Origin of the sequence: Amycolatopsis pittospori, assembly GCF_013870525.1 — a bacterium.
Taxonomy (GTDB): domain Bacteria; phylum Actinomycetota; class Actinomycetes; order Mycobacteriales; family Pseudonocardiaceae; genus Amycolatopsis; species Amycolatopsis pittospori.
Genome location: NZ_JACBXD010000003.1, coordinates 91,511 through 111,697, shown reverse-complemented (window position 1 = coordinate 111,697; position 20,187 = coordinate 91,511). Strand labels below are relative to the sequence as shown.

General features: G+C 68.9%; 15 protein-coding genes. 5 read left to right on the top strand and 10 right to left on the bottom strand.

The genetic code is table 11. The annotated features are described in order from the left end of the window. Positions 1-112 precede the first annotated feature (112 nt). Positions 113-1,297 carry a dephospho-CoA kinase gene (gene coaE, locus H5J31_RS02695; RefSeq protein WP_181770803.1) on the top strand — a complete coding sequence of 395 codons (1,185 nt, stop codon included), beginning with the start codon at positions 113-115 and terminating at the stop codon, positions 1,295-1,297. Between the two features lie 9 nt (positions 1,298-1,306). Here the strand turns inward: coaE and H5J31_RS02690 are convergent, their stop codons facing one another. Both H5J31_RS02690 and H5J31_RS02685 read right to left on the bottom strand, forming a co-directional pair. Beyond that, entirely contained in the window at positions 1,307-2,827 is a 1,521-nt protein-coding gene (locus tag H5J31_RS02690; protein WP_181770802.1) for a glycosyltransferase family 39 protein, read from the bottom strand. Between the two features lie 128 nt (positions 2,828-2,955). Next, positions 2,956-3,471, bottom strand: a complete 516-nt coding sequence (locus H5J31_RS02685) for a DUF402 domain-containing protein (protein ID WP_181770801.1) — start codon at positions 3,469-3,471, stop codon at positions 2,956-2,958. Between the two features lie 142 nt (positions 3,472-3,613). Between H5J31_RS02685 and H5J31_RS02680 the strand changes: the two genes are divergently transcribed. Both H5J31_RS02680 and uvrB read left to right on the top strand, forming a co-directional pair. Beyond that, positions 3,614-4,921, top strand: coding sequence for a DUF5685 family protein (locus tag H5J31_RS02680; protein ID WP_181770800.1), 1,308 nt, complete (start codon positions 3,614-3,616; stop codon positions 4,919-4,921). A gap of 51 nt (positions 4,922-4,972) precedes the next feature. Then, complete coding sequence (gene uvrB, locus H5J31_RS02675; protein ID WP_328701353.1) at positions 4,973-7,129, top strand: excinuclease ABC subunit UvrB; 2,157 nt, start codon at positions 4,973-4,975, stop codon at positions 7,127-7,129. 71 nt (positions 7,130-7,200) lie between these two features. Here the strand turns inward: uvrB and H5J31_RS02670 are convergent, their stop codons facing one another. The 5 genes from H5J31_RS02670 to H5J31_RS02650 form a co-directional block, all read right to left on the bottom strand. Next, entirely contained in the window at positions 7,201-8,610 is a 1,410-nt protein-coding gene (locus H5J31_RS02670) for a S28 family serine protease (protein ID WP_181770799.1), read from the bottom strand. Between the two features lie 103 nt (positions 8,611-8,713). Further along, entirely contained in the window at positions 8,714-9,484 is a 771-nt protein-coding gene (locus H5J31_RS02665; protein ID WP_181770798.1) for an enoyl-CoA hydratase/isomerase family protein, read from the bottom strand. A 44-nt stretch (positions 9,485-9,528) separates the two neighbouring features. Beyond that, positions 9,529-9,951 carry a hypothetical protein gene (locus tag H5J31_RS02660; protein ID WP_181770797.1) on the bottom strand — a complete coding sequence of 141 codons (423 nt, stop codon included), beginning with the start codon at positions 9,949-9,951 and terminating at the stop codon, positions 9,529-9,531. Positions 9,952-10,207: 256 nt separating this feature from the next. Then, positions 10,208-11,167, bottom strand: a complete 960-nt coding sequence (locus H5J31_RS02655) for an ABC transporter permease (protein ID WP_181770796.1) — start codon at positions 11,165-11,167, stop codon at positions 10,208-10,210. Next, positions 11,160-14,051 carry an alpha/beta fold hydrolase gene (locus tag H5J31_RS02650; RefSeq protein WP_181770795.1) on the bottom strand — a complete coding sequence of 964 codons (2,892 nt, stop codon included), beginning with the start codon at positions 14,049-14,051 and terminating at the stop codon, positions 11,160-11,162. The genes H5J31_RS02655 and H5J31_RS02650 overlap by 8 nt, the downstream gene beginning before the upstream one ends. Positions 14,052-14,386: 335 nt before the next feature. Here H5J31_RS02650 and H5J31_RS02645 point away from each other — a divergent pair, with 335 nt between their 5' ends. After that, complete coding sequence (locus H5J31_RS02645) at positions 14,387-15,361, top strand: TerC family protein (RefSeq protein ID WP_181770794.1); 975 nt, start codon at positions 14,387-14,389, stop codon at positions 15,359-15,361. Between the two features lie 30 nt (positions 15,362-15,391). Then, complete coding sequence (locus H5J31_RS02640; RefSeq protein ID WP_181770793.1) at positions 15,392-17,353, top strand: S9 family peptidase; 1,962 nt, start codon at positions 15,392-15,394, stop codon at positions 17,351-17,353. Between the two features lie 79 nt (positions 17,354-17,432). Here H5J31_RS02640 and H5J31_RS02635 read toward each other — a convergent pair whose 3' ends face one another. The 3 genes from H5J31_RS02635 to H5J31_RS02625 form a co-directional block, all read right to left on the bottom strand. Continuing rightward, entirely contained in the window at positions 17,433-18,089 is a 657-nt protein-coding gene (locus H5J31_RS02635) for an RES family NAD+ phosphorylase (RefSeq protein ID WP_181770792.1), read from the bottom strand. 98 nt (positions 18,090-18,187) lie between these two features. Then, a complete protein-coding gene (locus tag H5J31_RS02630) occupies positions 18,188-18,769 on the bottom strand; it encodes a DNA-binding protein (protein ID WP_181770791.1) in 582 nt (193 codons plus the stop codon). A gap of 355 nt (positions 18,770-19,124) precedes the next feature. Then, positions 19,125-20,105 carry a LacI family DNA-binding transcriptional regulator gene (locus tag H5J31_RS02625; protein ID WP_181770790.1) on the bottom strand — a complete coding sequence of 327 codons (981 nt, stop codon included), beginning with the start codon at positions 20,103-20,105 and terminating at the stop codon, positions 19,125-19,127. Positions 20,106-20,187: the final 82 nt, after the last annotated feature.

Genomic DNA, 20,187 nt, shown 5'->3' with positions numbered 1-20,187 from the left:
ATGATTGAGTCGCGCGTCACGATGATCTTGCCTTTCGGACCCCGTTGTGCCGGACGTACTCGGGACGTGACCCTGCGCGGTCTGCCCAGGTGGCGGCACTAGGCTGATCGTCATGCTGCGTGTGGGCCTGACCGGCGGGATCGGCGCCGGAAAATCAACGGTGGCGAACCGGCTTTCCGAGCACGGCGCCGTCCTCATCGACTCCGACAAGATCGCCAGGGAGGTCGTCCAGCCGGGGACGCCCGGGCTCGCCGAACTCGTCGAGGCGTTCGGGGACGACATCCTCGCTTCCGACGGTTCACTCGATCGTGCCGCGCTCGCCGCCAAGGCGTTCGCCGACGAGGAGTCCCGCAAGCGGCTGAACTCGATCGTCCACCCCCGGGTCGGCGCGCGGACGGCCGAGCTGATGGCGGAGGCGGCGCCGGACGCGATCATCGTCCACGACATCCCGCTGCTCGTCGAAGGCGGCCTCGCGCCGATGTACCACCTCGTCGTCATGGTCGACGCGCCGGAAGAGGTCCGGCTCCGCCGTCTGGTCGAGGCCCGCGGGATGCCCGAGGCCGACGCGCGCGCCAGGATCAAGGCGCAGGCGACCACCGACCAGCGCCGCGCGGTGGCCGACGTCTGGCTCGACAACAGCGGTGCCCCCGACATCGTGCTCGCCGACGTCGACGCGCTCTGGGCGGACAGGCTGACCCCGTTCGAGGCGAACGTGCGGCTCCGCAAGCCGCGGGCGCCGATGTCGCCGAAGATCGCGGAGTACGACGAGACGTGGCCGGTCCAGGCCGAGCGGGCGCTGGCCCGGATCCGCGTGGTGGTGGGGGATCGTGCCGTACGGGTCGACCACATCGGCTCGACGTCCGTTCCCGGGTTGCCCGCCAAGGACATTCTCGACCTGCAGCTCACCGTGTCCACTGTGGACATCGCCGACGGGCTGGCCGAAGCGCTCTCCGACGCCGGTTTTCCGCGTGCGGAAGGCGACTGGTTCGACGACGCGCACGGCGAAGAGGGCACCTGGCCGAAGCGTTTCCACTTCGGCGGCGACCCGCGTCGTCCGGTCAACCTGCACGTCCGGTCGCAGGAGACGCCGGCCTGGCGGCTCGCGCTGCTGTTCCCGGAGTGGCTGCGGCAGAACCCGGACGAGCGCGACGCCTACGCGGCGGTCAAGAACGCCATGGCGGCGAAGCACTCCAGTGACGGGACCGTCGAGCAGTACACGGACGAGAAGCAGGTCTGGGTCGACGCCGCCTTCACCCGCGCCGACGCGTGGGCCGAGGCGACCGGCTGGACCCCGTAGCCTGGCTGGTCAGACCCGGAATTCCCGCAGCCCCGGCCAGGCGTCCGCCCAGGATTCGGTGCGGCCGGTGACCAGCCAGATCGGCATCCCGCGGCTCACGTTGCGGACGCCGAGCGCGTTGTCGACGCGGGACACGATCCGGGCGTCGGTGAACGAGCGGTGCAACCGCGCCGGATCCGGTCCGACGAACAGCACGCTGTCCGCGGTCTCCGGCGGGTGGCCGAAGTACCAGAAACCCCGGCTGGGGCTGTAGGCGGCGGGAAGCCCGAATTCGGGGCCGTATCGGTCCAGTGCTCCGGCCTGCCAGTACCCGGCCGTGACGAGCGTGGTGCGCGCCTGCTGCTCCGGCGGGAGCCGGTGATACGCGTCCGACACCGAACGGGCGAGATCCGGCCAGCCGATCTCTTCGAGCGCGTACGCCGGACGCGGGACGTCACGGCCTTCCGCGAGCCAGGTGGCGGGCCACACCGGCAGCGCGTACGGAAGGCTGTACAGCGCGGAAAGCAGGAACACCGGCCACGTCGGGATCCAGCGGAACCACAGCGACGGCTTCAGCCGCCCGAAATGGACGGCCGCGCCGGCCCAGAGGATCCCGAACATCCCGGCGGCGTAGTAGTACCGGCCGTTGGACAGGATGAACAGCGCGATCACGCCGACCGCGGTCCAGCCGAGGAACCGGTGTTCGCGTAGTCGCGGCGAGAACAGCAGCACCCAGAGTCCATAAAGGACACCGACGGCGCCGATGCCGAGCCCGGCACCGGTGAGCAGGGCGGGCAGGAATCCGGCGCGGCCGCTCCAGCCGCCGGTGGTCTCGTGCGCGATGACGTCGCCCATCTCCAGCTGGGGCCAGCCGTTCGCGGCCTGCCACCACAGGGTGGGCACGAGTGAGAGCGCCGCGATGGCCGCGCCGATCCAGAGTTTGGGCCTGCGCAGGAGATCCCGCGGTCCGAAGACGAGGATCGCCACTCCCGCGGCGATCCAGAACGCGGCGATGAGGAGTTTGACGTTGAGCGCGACGGCGGTGGCCAGGCCCAGCCACAGCAACAGGTTGTCGTCGCGCGTCCGCATCCACCGCACCAGCAGCCATGCGATGAGGGCCCACAGCGCCGGATCGATCGTCGACGTCGCCAGGTAGTGCCCGCTGCCGATGAACTGCCCGCAGATCGCGTACGCGGCGGCTGCCCGGGTCTGCGCCCGGCGGTCGCCGCCCATCTCGTACGCGATGAGCCCGGTGAACACCACCCCGGCCGCCGTCGCCAAGACAGCGGGGAGCCGGAACACGAAGAGGTTCCCCGGCGCGAGCGAGTCCATCGCCCACGCCAGTGCCGGGAGGACCGGCGGCTGGTCCGCGTAGCCCCAGGCCAGCCGCTTGCCGGCGGAGAGGAAGTACAGTTCGTCGCCGAAGTAGCCGTACCGCCACGCCGTCGCCAGCAGTGCCGCCGCGGCGGCGACGGCGAGCAAGGCCACCGGAAGCCGGGCGAACGTCGTGCCGGACGCGGTCGGTGTTTCGGCCGCGTGGGCGGCTTCCATCCATTCCTCGCAGATCCCTCGGGTGCCGGTCCTTTCGCACCCTACGTGTCACCGTCCTGGCTCGTCGGTTGTGAGAGGACTTGCGTGAAGTACGGCACAAGTACCGCGAATCGGCGCCGAACGCCTCGTCAGTGCCGCCGCCAGCCGAGCGTGATGTCCTTTGTGGACAGCCAGGCGCGCAGGTCGTGGCCGTAGGTGGCCAGCCCGTCCACGGTCGCGTGGCTGATGCCGAGCGCGCGTTCGCCGTCGGTGGGGGAGAGCAGCCCGCTGGTGACGGCGTCGAGGAGTTCGTCGGTGTCGATCACCTGGACGGACTTCTTGTCCTTCAGTACGAGATCGAGGTAGAGGTCGGTGACGACCCAGGTGCCGCCTTCGCGGCGGATGTCGACGACGTCGAGGTAGAAGTCCTGATCGCGTTCGTGACCGGCGTTGAACCAGAAGTCGGTGATCCGCAGGCCGAGGTCCGGCAGCAGCCAGGACTCGAGGTAGTGGAACTGCGCCCGCCCGGGGGTCGGCCGCGCCATGTAGAGGCCGAAGGGCTCTTCGCGGTATTCCTCGACCTCCCTTACGACGCCCTTGGGGTCGGTGTTGGTCTTCGCGGACGGGTCGAAGTACTCGACCTTGGGCGGGTGCAGCGCGGTCATGCGCTCATCTTGGAAGGCTCCGGCGCTCGCGGCCACCACCCAACCGGGTGGACGATCACGGTTTCGGTGTTCCGCCGGAGTAGTGCCGCCCGGCCGGATAGGGTGCGCTGGTTCTGCCATACGGGTGAGCGGGAGTCCACGCATGTTCGGGATCATCAGGCCGTGCCGTCACCGGCTTTCCGCCGGTCTGCACGCCGACTGGATGGCGCATCTCTGCGGGCTTTGCCTTGCACTGCGCGACGAACACGGACATCTCGCCCGAATGGTGACGAACTACGACGGCTTGATCATCTCCGCGCTCGTCGAAGCCCAGTCGCCGCGCGCCGAAGGACGCCGCGACGCCGGCCCTTGTCCGCTTCGGGCGATGAAGGGGACTTCGGTCGCGCGGGGTGGCGGTGCCCAGCTCGCGGCCGCGGTCTCCCTCGTGCTGGCGTCGGCCAAGATCACCGACCACGTCGAAGACCGCGACGGCGCCTTCGCACGGCGTACCGTCGCCGTCGCCGCGAAGCGGATGGCCACACGCTGGGCGGACCAGGGGAGCCGGACCGGTACACGGATCGGCTTCGACACCGCCGTCCTGACCGAGGCCGTCGACCGGCAGGGCGAGATCGAACGCGCCGTCCGCCTGGGGGATTCGGCCGTGCTGGCCACCGAACCCGCGGAGCTGGCGACGTCGGCCGCGTTCGCGCACACCGCCGTTCTGGCCTGCCGCCCGGAGAACGCCGCGCCGCTGGCCGAGGCCGGAAGGCTGTTCGGCCGGGCCGCGCATCTGCTCGACGCCGTCGAGGACCTCGCCGAGGACGAGGCGGCCGGCGCGTGGAACCCGCTGACGGTCACCGGCACCGGGCTCACCGAAGCGCGGCGGCTGTGCGACGACGCCGTGCTCGGCGTCGAACTGGCCCTTCGCGAGGTGCGCTTCGATCAGCCCAAGCTGGTGCACGTCCTGCTGGTGCACGAACTGCGCCAGGCGGTCCGGCGTGCTTTCGGGCACGGCCTCATCAGCCGGAGTCACGGTCATGGGCACGGCCCGCAGCAGCCGCCGCCGGGCTGGATCGGACCCGGGCCGCGGCCGCAGCAGCATCCCCACCAGCCTTATCCGCCTCAGCAGTATCCGCAGGGCGGTTACCAGGTACCGCCTCCTGGACCGGTGCCGCCGCAGGGTGCTCCCGGTGGTGGAGGTCCGCCGCAGGAACCGCCGAAGAAGAAGCGGAAGCACGGGGGCCCGCCGACCGACGGCCAGGGCGGTTGCTGCTGGACGCCGAAGTTCCGGGTACCCGCCCGGCCGAGGGGGTTCTTCTTCGGCTGCGCGGTGGCGACCTACATGTGCTGCTCGTGCCAGTTCTGCTGCCGGGACCCGTTCCCGGGACCGTGGAGCGGGAAGCCGCACGAGGCATGGTGCAACAACTGTGACGGTTGTGACTGTTGCGATTGCTGTGACTGTTCCTGCTGAGTCGACCAGGCGAAACGGAAACTGTCGGACCCAGCGCCTACTCTGGTCCTCGTGGCTTTCGCAACCGAACACCCCGTGCTCGCCCAGTCGGACCACCGGCCCGTCACCGACGTCCCCCGGACCGGCGGCCGGTTCGAGGTCGTCAGTGACTACAAGCCCGCCGGCGACCAGCCGGCGGCCATCGACGAACTCGAACGCCGGGTCAACGCGGGCGAGCGGGACGTGGTGCTCCTGGGCGCCACGGGTACCGGCAAGTCGGCGACGACGGCCTGGCTGATCGAGCGGGTCCAGCGTCCGACACTGGTGATGGCGCCGAACAAGACGCTGGCCGCGCAGCTGGCGAACGAGCTGAGGGAGCTGTTCCCGCACAACGCGGTCGAATACTTCGTCAGTTACTACGACTATTACCAGCCCGAGGCGTACATCGCGCAGACGGACACCTACATCGAGAAGGACTCGTCGATCAACGACGACGTCGAGCGACTTCGCCACTCGGCGACGATGAACCTGTTGTCGCGGCGCGACGTCATCGTGGTCGCGAGTGTCTCCTGCATCTACGGCCTCGGCACGCCCCAGTCGTACCTGGACCGGTCCTCGAAACTGAAGGTCGGCGAGCAGCTCGACCGGGACGTCTTCCTCCGCGCGCTGGTGGACGTGCAGTACACCCGCAACGACATCGCCTTCGCTCGGGGAACCTTCCGTGCCCGCGGCGACACGGTCGAGATCATCCCGGCGTACGAGGAGCTGGCGATCCGCGTCGAGTTCTTCGGCGACGAGATCGAGAAGCTGTACTACCTGCACCCGCTCACCGGCGACATCGTGAAAGAGGTCGACGAGGTCCGCATCTTCCCGGCCACGCACTACGTCGCGGGTCCGGAGCGGATGGAGAAGGCCATCCGCGGCATCGAGGCCGAGCTGGAGCAGCGGCTGGCGGAGCTGGAGAAGCAGGGCAAGCTGCTGGAGGCCCAGCGGCTGCGGATGCGGACCGCGTACGACATCGAGATGATGCGCCAGGTCGGGTTCTGCTCGGGGATCGAGAACTATTCGCGGCATATCGACGGCCGCGACGCCGGTTCCGCGCCCGCTACCCTGATCGACTACTTCCCGGACGACTTCCTGCTGGTCATCGACGAGTCGCACCAGACCGTCCCGCAGATCGGCGGCATGTTCGAAGGGGACATGTCCCGTAAGCGGAACCTGGTCGAGTTCGGTTTCCGGCTGCCCAGCGCGGTCGACAACCGGCCGCTGACCTGGGAGGAGTTCACCGACCGCATCGGGCAGACGGTGTACCTGTCGGCGACGCCGGGCCCGTACGAAATGGGGCAGGCCGGCGGCGAGTTCGTCGAGCAGGTCATCCGGCCGACCGGCCTGATCGACCCGAAGGTGGTCGTGAAGCCCACCGAGGGCCAGATCGACGACCTGGTGCACGAGATCCGCGAGCGGGCCGAGAAGGACGAGCGTGTCCTGGTCACCACGCTCACCAAGAAGATGTCCGAGGACCTCACCGATTACCTGCTGGAGCTGGGCATCCGGGTGCGGTACCTGCACTCCGAGGTGGACACGCTGCGCCGGATCGAACTGCTGCGGCAGCTGCGCGCGGGCGATTTCGACGTACTCGTCGGCATCAACCTGCTCCGTGAGGGTCTCGACCTGCCCGAGGTGTCGCTGGTCGCGATCCTCGACGCGGACAAGGAGGGCTTCCTCCGCAGCGGGACCTCGCTGATCCAGACGATCGGCCGCGCGGCGCGAAACGTGTCGGGCGAAGTGCACATGTACGCCGACAAGATCACCGACTCGATGCAGCACGCCATCGACGAGACCGATCGCCGTCGCGCCAAGCAGGTCGCCTACAACGAGGAGCGCGGCGTCGACCCGCAGCCGCTGCGGAAGAAGATCGCCGACATCCTGGACCGTGTCTACAGCGAGGCCGAGGACACGGAGTCCGTCGCCGTCGGCGGTTCGGGCCGGAACTCTTCCCGCGGCAAGAAGCCCGAGCAGGGCGACCGCGTGCGCAGCTCCGGGATGCTCGCCGACAAGGACGTCGCCGGGATGCCGCGAGCCGAGCTGGCGGACCTCATCCAGCAGATGACCGACCAGATGATGCAGGCCGCCCGCGACCTGCAGTTCGAACTCGCCGCCCGCCTGCGCGACGAGGTTTCGGACCTGAAGAAGGAGCTGCGCGGCATGGACGCGGCCGGCATCAAATAGGCGCGTTCAGTCCTCTCGTTGCGATCCTTGCGTGTGCAACTACCGCATTGAGAGGACTGAACGCGAGGGTGTCAGAGGCGCGGGCGCTCCAGCAGGGTCAGGTCGGCGTCGAAGTCGGGGAAGCCGGCCGGTACCGAACGCGTGGAGACGCCCGGCGAAACGGGAGGCAGACCGGCCCATCGTCGGACGGTGTTCGTCGCTTCGGCGGCCTGGGCCGCCGGGAGCTGCGCGATCCGCGAGCCGTGGTTCCCGCCGGGCACGGTGTACGTGTACGAGTCCCGCGAACCGAAGCCGAGTTCGAACGGCTCCGCGCTCCACGGGTCGTTCTCGCCGTAGATGTAGAGCAGCCGCTTTCCCTGCGTCTTCACCCAGAAGTCGATGTCCGGCATGGCCAGGTGGTCGAACCGGGGGATATCGACGGATTTCGGCACGAACGACCGGGACATGTTCCGGCCCGGGTAGCGCAGGAGGTCCCGGAGGTAGCTTTCGTACGACTCCGGGGCGCCGAGCTGGTACGCGGCCTGGAAGTAGTAGGGGACGTAGCCGCCGAGGCTCTGGTCGGAGTACGTGTTGAGGCTTTCGACGCGTTCGAACCAGGCGTACACCTCGGCCGCCGGAGCGCCGGCCTTCGGGACCGTCGCGCAGTCCGCCTGCTTCTGGTACTGCCAGAACGCGAAGTACGAGTCGATCACCGAGATCTCGAGTGACACGTCGGCGGAGCCCACGATCGAGAACGTGTAGCCGTTCTTCGCCGCGTCGGCGGCGGCGAGCGCCGCGAACTCCGAGCGCCGCGTCAGTACGTCGCGCTGGATCGCCTTCAGCGCCGTGCGGCACGCCGGATCGTCGCCGACGTTCGCGAGGAATCGGTTGTAGCGGTCGTGCGAGTTGATCACGTCGTTGGGCGCGACGTAGGGGATCGTGCCGTCGACGTCGTTCGGGAAGAACCTACGGAAGTAGGTCGCCGTCATGCCGCCCTTGCTGCCGCCGGTGGCGAGCCACTTGCCCGGGTAGATCCGCTTGAAAGCCTCGACGGCGCGGTGCTGGTCCGCGGCCGCCTGCCAGATCGTCAGCTGCTTGCCCCAGTTCGGCCGCTCGGGCCGAGACGGGGTGAAGAAGCGGTACTCCATCGACAGCTGGTTGCCGTCGACGATCTGGGTCGGCTCAGAACGGTTAGCCGCTTCCGACACGTTGTACCCGCTCGTGAACGCCACGGTCGGCGCGCGGAACTCCTTGTGCAGCAAAGTGAATCGCTGCTGGAAGGTGCCGGCGGACGGCTTGTGGTGATCCACCGGCTGAGTGAACGTGAGCTTGAAGAACCGGTAGCCGGTCGGCGCCGGGTTCTCCGACACGACGGTCAGGCCGGGGATCCGGCCGAGCGCGTCCTTGATGTCCTCGGGTGCCGCCTGCGCGGCCGGCGTCAGCCCGGCCAGCGCGAGCACCGTGACCGCCAAAACCGACCACGCGGCCGTGAACTTCCGCATCCGTGCCCTCCCCATCGCCGACCTGTTCGGCGGTCGGATACTCACAGAGTCCCGGCCGGTCGGCAATCGGCTATCCGGAGGGCGTCCCGGTGATCGGGAAGCCTCAGTTCGGGCGGCTGAGCACCCGTTCGACGTAGGCCTTGATGGCGGCGAGTGCCTCGGGGGAGCTCCACAGTTCGAGGACGTGGGCGTCGTCGCCGGTGCGGTGTTCGGCGATGCGCTCGTGGAACGGCCGGTGCAGCTGAGCCTTCGTATGCGCGTACGCGGCCGCGGGGATCTCGGCGAGCTTCCTGGCCAGCGCCACGGCTCGCGGCAGGACGTTCTCCGGCGCGGTCACCTCGTTCACCAGGCCGAGCCGCAACGCCTCTTCGGGCAGGTGCGTCTCGCCGAGGAACGCGAGTTCGCCGAGGACGTCGGCGCCGAACCCGGAGCGCAGGATCTCCAAGGCCGCCAACGGGAACGGGACACCGACGAGCAGTTCGGTGATCCCGATCCGGCTCGGGCCCTCGGCGAGGACACGGCGGTCGCAGGCGGCGGCCAGGACGGCGCCGCCGGCGATCGCGTGCCCGTTGAGCGCCGCGATCACCGGACCGGGGAAGCCGAACACCGAGAGGAACGCGTCGGACAGCGCGGGCAGGAACTCTTCGATGTAGTCCTTGCCGCCGTCGTGCACCCGCCGCAGGTCGACGCCCGCCGAGAAGATGCCGCCGGTTCCGGTCAGCACGACGCCGCGACAGCCGCCGAGCTGAACGTCTTCGAGCCGGACGATCAGTTCCTGACAGAACTCCGTGTCGAGGGTGTTCGCCTTGCCGTGCTGCAGGGTGACGACGGCGATCCCGCCTTCGTCGTCCACGCGGATCGAGGAGGTGGCCATGAGCCCGACCGTACCCGAGCCGGCGGGGATCTACAGTGGACCGCTCATTCCGCCAGGCGCACGGTGATCGTCGGGCTGAAGGACCGCTTGCGGTTCCAGCCCGTCTCGGCACCGATGCTCAGCTGGATGGCACGGTCTGAGGGCGCCCAGTAGCCGGTGCGGACGAAGTACGCGTCCATCGCGCAGAGCCTGCTGCTGGACTTGCGGCTGCAGATGGTCTCCCAGCCCCATTGCCTGCCGCTTTCCTCGACGCCGTTGCGCCGGACGAACAGATGCGGGTTGCCGATGTCGCGGCAATACGTGCTGCCCTCGGAAATGTAGAGGACCCCGTCGATCTTGTAGAACCGCTTGTTGTCGAGAAGGGTCACCTGGCCCGAGACGGCGAATCCGACTCTGCCACCTTTGCCGGAGCTCATGGTCCAATCAAGAGCGAATTCCTGGACCGGAACCTCGATCGACTGGGTCATGGTGACATCCCCGCTTTCTTCTCGCGTCGGCACCTTTCCCTGAAGATAAGGATTTCCCGGAGGTCATCGAAGATGATGGGGAACTTTTCACCCAATGAGTCGATGATCGGAAAATCAATGTTCTCATGCGCATGAAACACCGCTTACCGGCGCTAATGGGTGAAGGTCGCCACGGCCAGTGAAAACCGGGGCCCACCAGGGAAGAGGATTTCGTCTTCCCGGTGGACCCCGGTGGTTTTCCGGTGCGGAATCGCTCTCAGCTGGTGATGTCCTTCGTCGCGAACCGGCGGCCGGCCAGAAGGAAGAACACCGTGCCGTACAACGCCGCGGACAACATGCCGTTGGCCATGTTGGTCCAGTCGATGTCGGTCGAGATCAGATCCATCCACGAGAACGCGAAATGCGTCGGCAGATAGTCCCGCAGCCCTTCCAACGCGGTGATCTGGTCGAGGATCTGCGAAACGATCGCGACGATGACCGCGCCGCCCACGGCGCCGAGCGGGGCGTCGGTGGCGACCGAAAGCAGCATCGCCAGCCCGGCCACCCACGCCAGCTGGAGGATGATGTAGATCGTGGCCAGCCCCATCGCGATGAGGCTGTCGCTGAACGACACCGCGTCGCCGGTCGGGCTGATCGCGTCGCCCGCGCCGTACCAGATCACGCCGACCACGAGCGACACCAACGGCAACAGGATCAGCGCGGCGGCCGAAAGGATGCCGGAGACGATGGCCTTCTGCCGCAGTACCCGGTGCCGGGGGACCGGCATCGCGAGCAGGTACTTCAGGCTCGACCACGACGCCTCGCTGGCGATCGTGTCGCCGTAGAACAGCGCCACGATCATCGGCAGCAGGAACGTCCCGGAGACGAACAGCGCGAGCACCACGAAGTTCGGCGCGCTCGCCGTGGCGAGGTCGACGAAACCGCCGCTGCGGCGGTTCGGGTTGGCCTGCCCGATCTCGAACGCGATCACCAGGATGAACGGCAGCAGCGCGACGAAGCCCAGCATGAGCTGGGTCCGTCGTCGCTTGAGCTGCCGCTTCAGTTCGACACCGAGCCGCAGTGTCCGGTCGGCGCGGTAGCCCGCCACCGCGCCGTCCGGGCCGACCTCGGTCCGTTCGTGCGAAGCGACCTCGGTCAGCTCCAGCAGCGCGGCCGGGTCGGTGTGCACGCCGTGATCCGCCCGGGTCACCGGGCCGGAACCATTGGTCTTACTCACCCTTCGAGTCCTCTCCGACCAGCTGCAGGAACGCGTCTTCCAGACGGCGTCTCGGCCCGGCCTGTTCGACCGCGACCCCGGCCCGCACGAGGGCGGCGACCGCCTCGGCGCGGGCGAGTCCGTCGAGGTCCGCGTGGACCAGTTCCCCGTCGACGTCGACGCCGGAAACGCCGCCCACCTTCCGCAGCGCTTCGGCCGCTTCGGCGGGCTTGTCGACCCGGAACGTCGCCTCGCCGCTGGACGCGGCCAGTTCGCCGACCTCACCCGAGGCGACCAGCATGCCGCGGTGCATCACGACCACATGCGTACAGGTCTGCTCGACCTCGGCCAGCAGGTGGCTCGACACCACCACGGTGCGCCCCGTCGCCGCGTAGCGCTGGAGCACCTCCCGCATCTGGTGGATCTGGGGCGGGTCGAGTCCGTTGGTCGGTTCGTCGAGCACCATGAGCTCCGGGAGGCCGAGCATCGCCTGCGCGATCGCGAGCCGCTGCCGCATACCCTGGCTGTAGGTGCGCACCCGCCGGTTCACCGCGTCGCCGAGCCCGGCGATCTCCAGCGCCTCCGCGAAATGCGCCCGCTCCTTCGGACGGCCCGTGCTCGCCCAGTACAGCTCCAGGTTCTCCTTGCCGGACAGGTGCGGCAGGAAGCCCGAACCCTCCACAAAGGACCCGATCCGGGACAGCACCGGCGCACCGGGCGCGATCAGGTGGCCGAACACCCGGATGTGCCCGGCGGTCGGCGTGATCAGCCCCATCAGCATGCGCAGCGTCGTCGTCTTGCCCGCGCCGTTCGGTCCGAGCAGGCCGAGCACCTGGCCGGGTTCGACCCGGAACGACAGGTCCTTCACCGCGACGAACCCGCCCGCGTAGGCCTTGTGCAGTCCTTCGATCACCAGTGGCGTCTTCGCCAGGCTCTCGTCGACGTCGTGGGCACGACGGCGCCGGAACGCGGCGATCACCGCGATCGCGATCCCCGCGAGCAGCGTGCCGGCGATCCCGAGCAGCTGCGCCGTGGGCGCTCCCGCGCCGACCGACGTGCCGTGGACGACCGGGACGCCGAGTTGTCCGCCGTCGGCGAGCCCGATGCGGAACACCGCGGGCTCGACCGGCGTCGCGAACGCCTGATCCGTGGTTCCGACGACCAGCCGGAGCGTGTGCCCGGCCTCCAGCGGACGCACGATGCCCGGCAGGGTCACCGTCACCTCGACCGGGCTGCCGTCGGCGGGCAGGCCGGATACGCGGAACGGTGCGACCGCGTTGGCCGGAAGCGTCCGGACGCCCTCGGAGTTGACGTCGTAGAGCTTCGCGAACAGGACGGCTTCCTTCTGCGGAGCCGCCGCGGCCGGATCCGCAGAGACCCGCAGGCGGACCGTGGACGAACCGGCCACGATCGTCTGCTCACCGAGCGGCGCCGTCGCGAACTGCGCGGCTTGACCGGGCGGGTCGATGCTGAACAGTCCGGAAAGGCGGGACGAGCCCGCGACCGCGCCGTTCAGTCCGGGGATCCCGCTCACGGCGGCGGGATTGCCGCCGGCGGGCCGGACGACCGGCTGGGCCGGACCCTCCAGCGTGAACCGCCGCCGCTCGGTGGCGTCACCGGTGGCACCCGGGTACGCGGGAGCGGTGACCGTGCGGACCGACGGGGCGCCGTTGGCGCGCAGCGTGCCCTGGATGTCGTAGCTGAACCCGGTGCCGGGATCGGTGCCCTGGCCGGTCAGCGAGAACTTGAGGAAGTCCGAGATCTGCGTGCGCAGTTTCTGGCCGGGTTTCCCGCCATCGTGGCCGCCGGTGTACCAGATCGTGCGGACCTTGCCGCCCGCCGCCGCGATCTGCCGGGCGGTCGCGTCGGACTGGTCCAATCCGAACAGGGTGTCGCTTTCGCCCTGCACCAGCAGGGTCGGCACGGTGATCTTGTCCGTCACGGACGCGGGGGAGACGCGGCGGAGCAGGTCGACGGTCCGCTGACTCGCCTTACCGGTGGTCGCGAGTTCGGTGTAGGCCTGGCAGACGTCCGCGGTGAACCGTCCACAAGGGTCGGCCGGGCCGGCCGCCGGGCGCTGCCCGTTCGGTCCGCCGAGCGGGAGGGACTGCGCCGCGGCACCCGCCGCGCCGGTGGCCTGCGAGGCGCCGGATTCGCTCGTCTCGTCGCCGGCTTCGGGGGCGTCATTCGACGGCGATCCGCCCTGCGCCGCACCGGAACCGGCCGAGAAGAAGATGCCGGCCCACGACCTCTTGAAGACGCCGTCCGCGGTGAACGCCCCGGCGGCCGGAGTCGTGGCGGCCGAGGAAGTCGCGGAAGCGGCGTTCGGGAAGAGGCCCTGCGCGAGGTCGTTGTAGGTGATCACCGGGGCGATGGCGTCGACCCGTTTGTCGGTCCCGGCCAGCAGCAGCGACAGCGCGCCGCCGTAGGAGGCACCGGACACGGCCACCTTCGGATCGCCGTTCTCGCTGAGCACCTCCGGCCGCGAGGCCAGCGTGTCGATCAGCTTCCTGGCGTCGGCGACCTCGCGATCGGGGTCGTTCAGCGCGATCTTCCCGGTGCTGCGGCCGAAACCGCGAGCGGACCAGGAGAGCACGACGAAACCCTTGTCGGCGAGCTCGCGGGCTTCGGTGGCGACGCTGTTCTTGTCGCCACCGAAGCCGTGGGCGAGCAGGACGGCCGGCGCCGGGGTCTGCTCGGGCAGGTACAGCGTCGTGTCGATTTTGACGACCTCCGACGAACCCGGGACTTCGGGCATGTCGAGGATCGCTTCCTGGGTTTTCACTGCGGACGGAGCGGGCTCGCTGTTCGTCCACACGACGGCCGCGGCGGCCAGGACCACCACGACCGCACCTAGCGCGGTGAGCCGGGCGCCGCGCGTGCGAGGGAGCGGGATTCGGGGCACGGAATGACCGTATTCGCCCGAACCTGAGAGTCGCTCGTCCGGCTCACAGAGACCACACAAGAGTGATGTCGGCCAGCCACCAGAACGGGTACTCCACGTGGAGGAAGAGGTGAATGTGACGGGAGTTACGCCATCATCTTGGTGACAAGGGCAACCTTAACTGGCGTCATGCGTACAGACAGGTCAAACTGGACCAGCTGTGAGGGGAGTATTCCTTCGCGGCGGTGTCGTCAGCACGGTGGTCTTCGCAGGCCCCCGGCACCGTCGGCCGGTTCACACCGGCGGAAGAGACCTCCGGTTAGTTGCTGCTGTGCACTATCCGGAGGGTTGGTTACATGTCTGTTCCCCTGTGGCTATGGATCGCCACGGTCGGCGGTCTGCTCGCGCTGATCGCTCTCGACCTCGTCATCGTCGATCGCAAGCCGCATGAGGTCACCACCGGTGAAGCCGCCCGGTGGGTCATCTTCTACGTCGCCGTCGCCGTGGCCTTCGGTATCGGCGTCTGGATCTTCGGGGGACACGACCCGGGCGTCGAGTTCTTCACCGGGTACATCACCGAGTACTCGCTGAGCGTCGACAACCTGTTCATCTTCATGATCATCATGACGTCGTTCAAGGTGCCGGCGATACACCAGCACCGCGTCCTGCTGATCGGCATCCTGCTCGCGCTCGCCATGCGCAGTGTGTTCATCGCCGTGGGCGCCGCGCTGATCGCGCAGTTCGTCTGGGTCTTCTTCCTCTTCGGCGCCGTCTTGATCTGGACCGCGGTCAGCATGGTCCGCAACAAGGACGAGGACGAGGAGTACGAGGAGAACGCGCTCACCCGCTGGGTGCGCAAACTCTTCCCGGTCACCAACGAGTGGCACGGCCACAAGTCGTTCGTGAAGAAGGACGGCAAGCGCTGGATCACGCCGATGTTCCTGGTGATCGTCGCCATCGGCAGCGCGGACCTGCTGTTCGCCGTCGACTCGATCCCGGCGATCTTCGGCATCACCCAGGAGGCCTTCCTGGTCTTCACCGCCAACGCGTTCGCGCTGATGGGCCTGCGTCAGCTGTACTTCCTGCTCGGTGGCCTGGTCACCAAGCTGGTGTACCTGTCCTACGGCCTCGCCGTGATCCTCGCCTTCATCGGCGCGAAGCTGTTCCTGCACGCGCTGCACGAGTACCACGTGGTGCCGGACTGGCTGGACATCAACAACTGGGTCTCGCTCGGCGTCATCGTGGTGGTCCTGACGGTCACGACGCTGGCCAGCCTCGCGAAAGCGAAGAAGCTGGAAGCCGCTGAGCAGGAATCTTCGGTAGGTAGTTAGAACTGCTAAGGATCGGGTACCGTCGGGGCCGTGCGTCCCGTTGACATCGAAGCCCTGACGGTCCCCGGCGCCCCGGCGCTGCGTGGAGACCTGCTGCTCACCGCCGTGAGCGCGCCCGATCTGAAGACGAACAGCTACCGCGGTGGCCTGCGCCGGGTCGACCTGGGCGGCGGCGGGGAAGGACCCTGGACCCACGGGAGCCAGGACACCGCCCCCGCCATCTCCCCGGACGGCCGGTGGGTCGCCTTCCTGCGCGCGGGGGAGGGCACCGGTCGTGAAGCCAAACCGCAGGTGCATGTGATCGCCGCGGCCGGGGGTGACGCGAAGCGGATCACCGACCTGCCCCTCGGCGCGGGCGCCCCGGTCTGGGCACCCGATTCCCGCCGGATCGCCTTCGTCGCGCGCGTGCCCGAGCCGGGCCGGTACGGCACGGAGAACGCGGACGGCGAGATCCTGGAGCCGGGCGAGGAAGCGCCGCGTCACATCACCAATCTCTTCTACCGGGTCGACGACGTCGGCTTCCTCAACGACCGCCCGCAGCGGCTGTTCGTCTTGGACGCCGTCTCCGCGCTTTCCGAGGCCGAACCGGTCGAAGCCGCCCCGCTGACCGACGACCGGGCCGACGTCGAGCATCCTTCGTGGACTGTCGACGGCGAGTCCGTCCTGATCGTCGCGCCGCGGGACTGGGCCGTCGAGGACACCGTCCGTTCGGACGTCTACGCCGTGCCGGCCGAGGGCGGCGAGCCCCGTCTGGTGGTCCGTAGCCCTGGCTCCGCGGCCAAGCCGGTGTCCACTCCGGACGGCTCGATCCTCTTCTACGGCACCGAATTCCCCGGTTGGGAAGAGGTCGCCCGCAATACCGGCCTGTGGCACGCGCCGTGGCCGTCGGGCGACGAACCCTCGTCCGCGCGGCGGCTGACCGACGTCGAAACGGTGGACTGCGACCTCGCCGCCGGTGTCCCGGTCGTCCTCGGCGACGAAGCGCTCGTCGTGGTCCGCACCCGGGGTGCCGCCGAGTTGCGCGCCGTCCCGCTCGACGCGGACCTGGCCGAGCTGAAGTCCTTGCGCTATCTCGCGGGTGAGTTCGCCGCGGTGAAGTCGTTCGCCGTCGACGGCGAACGGATCGCCGCCGTGATCGGCACGCCGGAGAGCTCCGGCGACGTCGTGCTGCTGTCCGGCGAAGAGCCCCGTGTACTCACGGATTACTCGAAGGCGTTGCGAGACACGGGGATCCTGCCGCTGGAGGAGCTGGACGCGACCGCGTCCGACGGCTACCCGGTGCACGGCTGGATCGTCCGGCCCGAGGGCGAGGGGCCGCATCCCGTGGTCCTGATGATCCACGGTGGACCGTTCGCGCCGTACGAATGGAAGGTCTTCGACGAGGCGCAGGTGCTCGCCGCCGCCGGATACGCCGTCGTCCTGGCGAACCCGCGCGGTTCCGCGGGCTACGGCGAAAGCCACGGCCGCAGCATCATCGGCGGCTTCGGTACCGTCGACGCGACGGATCTGCTGACCCTGCTGGACGAAGCGCTGAAGCTGTCCAATTTGCACAGTGATCGTGTCGGCGTCATGGGCGGTTCGTACGGCGGCTTCATGACCAGCTGGCTCTCCGCGCACCACGGCGGCCGGTTCCGCGCCGCGTGGAGCGAGCGCGCGGTCAACGCGCACGACTCGTTCACCGGCAGCTCGGACATCGGCTGGTTCTTCGCCAAGGGCTACATCGGCGAGGACGTCGAAGTGCAGCGCGAGCGCAGCCCACTGACCTACGCGGAGAAGATCGACATCCCGTTCATGGTCGCGCATTCCGAGCAGGACTGGCGGTGCCCGCTGGAGCAGGCGCAGCGGATGTACGTCGCGCTCCGGCAGAACGGGACCCCCGCCGAGTTCCTGCTGTTCCCGGGCGAGGGGCACGAACTCACGCGCTCCGGGAAACCGCGGCACCGGGTACAGCGGTTCGACGCCGTGCTCGAGTGGTGGGGCCGGCACCTCTGATCTCCGGGTCACCGGATGCTATGAACGGCCCGTTACTTGCAAAATTTGCAAGTAACGGGCCGTTCATAGCACTGGGGGCCTAGCTCAGAAGCGTGTAGTTCAGCTCTTCGCACACCCGGCCCAGCGGGACGTCCAGCCCGGGATGGTCCAGCGGGAGCAGCACGTCCGGCGCGACCGGCAGCGCGTTCCCGGCGGGCGGGTCCCATAGGGCGAGCGCGGGGCCGCCGGAGTCCATCGACGACCGGTACCAGACGCCGTCGAGGTCGCCGAAGGCCGCGCGGATGGCGCGCGCCCAGGATTGGGTGATCTTCTTCGGGCCGCTGGAGATCTCCTGCGAGGCGCCGACCCGGGTCGGCCAGAGGCCGGCGAGGTCGAGCAGCCGCAGCGTGCGGGTGGGCCGCACGACGACCAGGCGCGGGCCGCGGGATTTGCGGTCGACCGTCGACGTGGTCTGGAAGACCTCCGCGATGCTGGTGCGCACGGTGAGCCCGAAGTACAGGACGCCGTTCCCGGGGTCGGTCACCGGGCGCCCGCCACGACCTGGGGTCTGCGGGTCGAAGCGGCCGTGCGGGAGCGGGCCGCTGTAGCGGAACGTGTTCCACTGCTGGGGGTGGTTGCCGTGCGCGGTGAAGATCCTGACCAGCCTGGTGCCGGGGTGCACCGTCACCACGTCGTTGGTGCGGTGCAGCTCCTTGACCAGGACAGAGCGTGCGGGCGGCAGGGGGAGCCGGGCCATACCTCGGGAGTCGTCCGTCCTTGTCGGGTGATCTTGCTCGGTGGGGCCAGCCTACGGCCTACCCCCGACTGAAATTTTCCGTCGTCGGGCAGAACACCTTAGAACGGGGAACCGAGCGTGGCCACCAGCTTGGCGACATGGTCGGGGTCGCCGCCGGAAAGCAGCCATTGGCGCGGGGTCGCGGGGTGGTCGTTGATCACCAGATCCGACTGGGGCGTGCTCATGAACGCGGCCACGACCAGCGCGGGCTGGTCGTCGGGCACGGCGCGCAGCACGATCTCCAGGCCGGGCAGCACCCCGGAGCCGGTGAACTGCCAGGACGGCAGCCGCCAGCCCTGGTCCTTCCAGCCGGTGAGCCTGCCTTCCTTGAGGCGGTGCCGGATGCGGCTGTCGTCGACGCCCAGCGCCTTCGCCGCTTCCAGCACACTCAGCGCGGAATCGGCGAGTACGGCGTGCGCGGCGACCGTGCGGGCACGGAAGTCCGGTTCGTCCTCGGTACGGGGGGAGATGTCCAGGCCGACGTCGGTGAGCGCCGCCCGCTGATCGGCCGAGAAATAGTGCGACGGATCGGGGTTCGGCGGGGAGAGCCTCCGCGCCGCGTCCTCCACGAGGTTCAGGAACTCGTTGGCGTCGACCTTCAGGCCCGCCTTGGCGAGTACGTTCTCGAGCGCTATGGACATAGCGCCTAGAGTAACTCGTCTGTGCGGGTTCGTGCGGTCTCATCTCGATTTCGTGGGGGAATTCACCAGAGATGGACACAGAGTGCACGGAATCAAACACGCGCAGTAGGCAACGTCGGGACAGTTTGCCCGTATCGGGCGAGGTTGTCCAGGGGTACTCGGCTTGACATGCCGTGAAGGGGAACTTACCTTCCGAAAGGTAATCGATTTCTTTCCCACCGCTTCGGAGAACCCGGCTGGTGTGGGACCGGCTTGGGGGAACAAGGGGGTGGGGCGTTCCTGGGCGGCCGGTGCGAACCGGTCGCCCAGGCACGTCGTGCACCTTGATCCGTCGGCCTCGGCTCTCCGGGCGGTGTCAGTCTCGCCGTGAACTCCGGCGCACGATCAACTTCGCCTGCAGTGTGGTCGTCGTGGCCTGCCGGGTGCTGTCCCCGATCCGGGCGAGCAGCAGTTCGGCGGCGACCCGGCCCACCTCGTTAGCGGGCTGGGCGACCACCGTCAGCGGCGGATCGATCAGGGTCGTCCACGGCGCGTCGTCGAACGACACGATCCCCACGTCCCGGCCCGAACGCAGACCGCGTGAGGCCAGCGCCTCCAGGACGCCGATCGCCATCGTGCTGTTGCCGACCAGGAGGGCGTCCGGCGGCTCCGGCTCGTCCAACAGGCTGAGCGCGGCCAGCCGTCCACCCTCGGCACGGAATTCCGCGCGCCGCGTGAGCGCGTTCTCCGCGCCGACGGCGTCGGTGTACCCGGCCAGCCGGTCCTCGGCGGTCCGTACCCCCGGCGGTCCGCTCACGCAGGCGACCCGCCGGTAGCCGCCGTCGAGCAGATGCCGCGTCGCGTCGCGGGCGGCGAGCCTGGTGTCGACCAGGACCTGGTCTCCGGCATGCTCCTGCAACGGCCGGTCCACGGCCACCACCGGAGTGCCGCGCTGCGTCAGCCTGTCCACGTTGGTGGCGCGTCCGGTGGGCGAGAGCACGACGCCGGCGACCCGCTCCTGCAGGGCGACGTCGATGTAGCGACGCTCCTTCTCCTCGTTGTCGTCGGCGTTGCACAGCACCACCGAATAGCCCGCCGTCACCGCGATGTCCTCGACGCCGCGCGCGATCGCGGTGAAGAACGGGTTCTCCACGTCGGAGATGATGAGCGCGAGCACCGCCGTCTCCTGACGCCGCAGATTCCGCGCCAGCCCGTTCGGGTGGTATCCCAATTCCGCGGCGGCGGCCTGCACCCGCGCCGCGAGAGCCGGGTCCACAGTGGACTTCCCGTTGAGCGTTCTCGACACGGTCGCCGTCGAAACCCCGGCCTTCGCCGCCACGTCGTTGATGGTGGCCACCGTGACCTCCCCTTCTGCAGGTGTATTGACACCTTCGCACGGGAAGAATAGCGTCGCCGACAATCGTTACCATCCGCTGATC

Bases quoted from the DNA above. Each gene is read 5' to 3' on its own strand.
- H5J31_RS02680 (WP_181770800.1), top strand. From the start codon at position 3,614: ATGTTCGGGATCATCAGGCCGTGCCGTCACCGGCTTTCCGCCGGTCTG.
- H5J31_RS02645 (WP_181770794.1), top strand. From the start codon at position 14,387: ATGTCTGTTCCCCTGTGGCTATGGATCGCCACGGTCGGCGGTCTGCTC.
- H5J31_RS02660 (WP_181770797.1), bottom strand. From the start codon at position 9,951: ATGACCCAGTCGATCGAGGTTCCGGTCCAGGAATTCGCTCTTGATTGG.
- H5J31_RS02670 (WP_181770799.1), bottom strand. From the start codon at position 8,610: ATGCGGAAGTTCACGGCCGCGTGGTCGGTTTTGGCGGTCACGGTGCTC.
- H5J31_RS02665 (WP_181770798.1), bottom strand. From the start codon at position 9,484: ATGGCCACCTCCTCGATCCGCGTGGACGACGAAGGCGGGATCGCCGTC.
- H5J31_RS02635 (WP_181770792.1), bottom strand. From the start codon at position 18,089: ATGGCCCGGCTCCCCCTGCCGCCCGCACGCTCTGTCCTGGTCAAGGAG.
- H5J31_RS02630 (WP_181770791.1), bottom strand. From the start codon at position 18,769: ATGTCCATAGCGCTCGAGAACGTACTCGCCAAGGCGGGCCTGAAGGTC.
- H5J31_RS02685 (WP_181770801.1), bottom strand. From the start codon at position 3,471: ATGACCGCGCTGCACCCGCCCAAGGTCGAGTACTTCGACCCGTCCGCG.
- H5J31_RS02690 (WP_181770802.1), bottom strand. From the start codon at position 2,827: ATGGAAGCCGCCCACGCGGCCGAAACACCGACCGCGTCCGGCACGACG.
- coaE (WP_181770803.1), top strand. From the start codon at position 113: ATGCTGCGTGTGGGCCTGACCGGCGGGATCGGCGCCGGAAAATCAACG.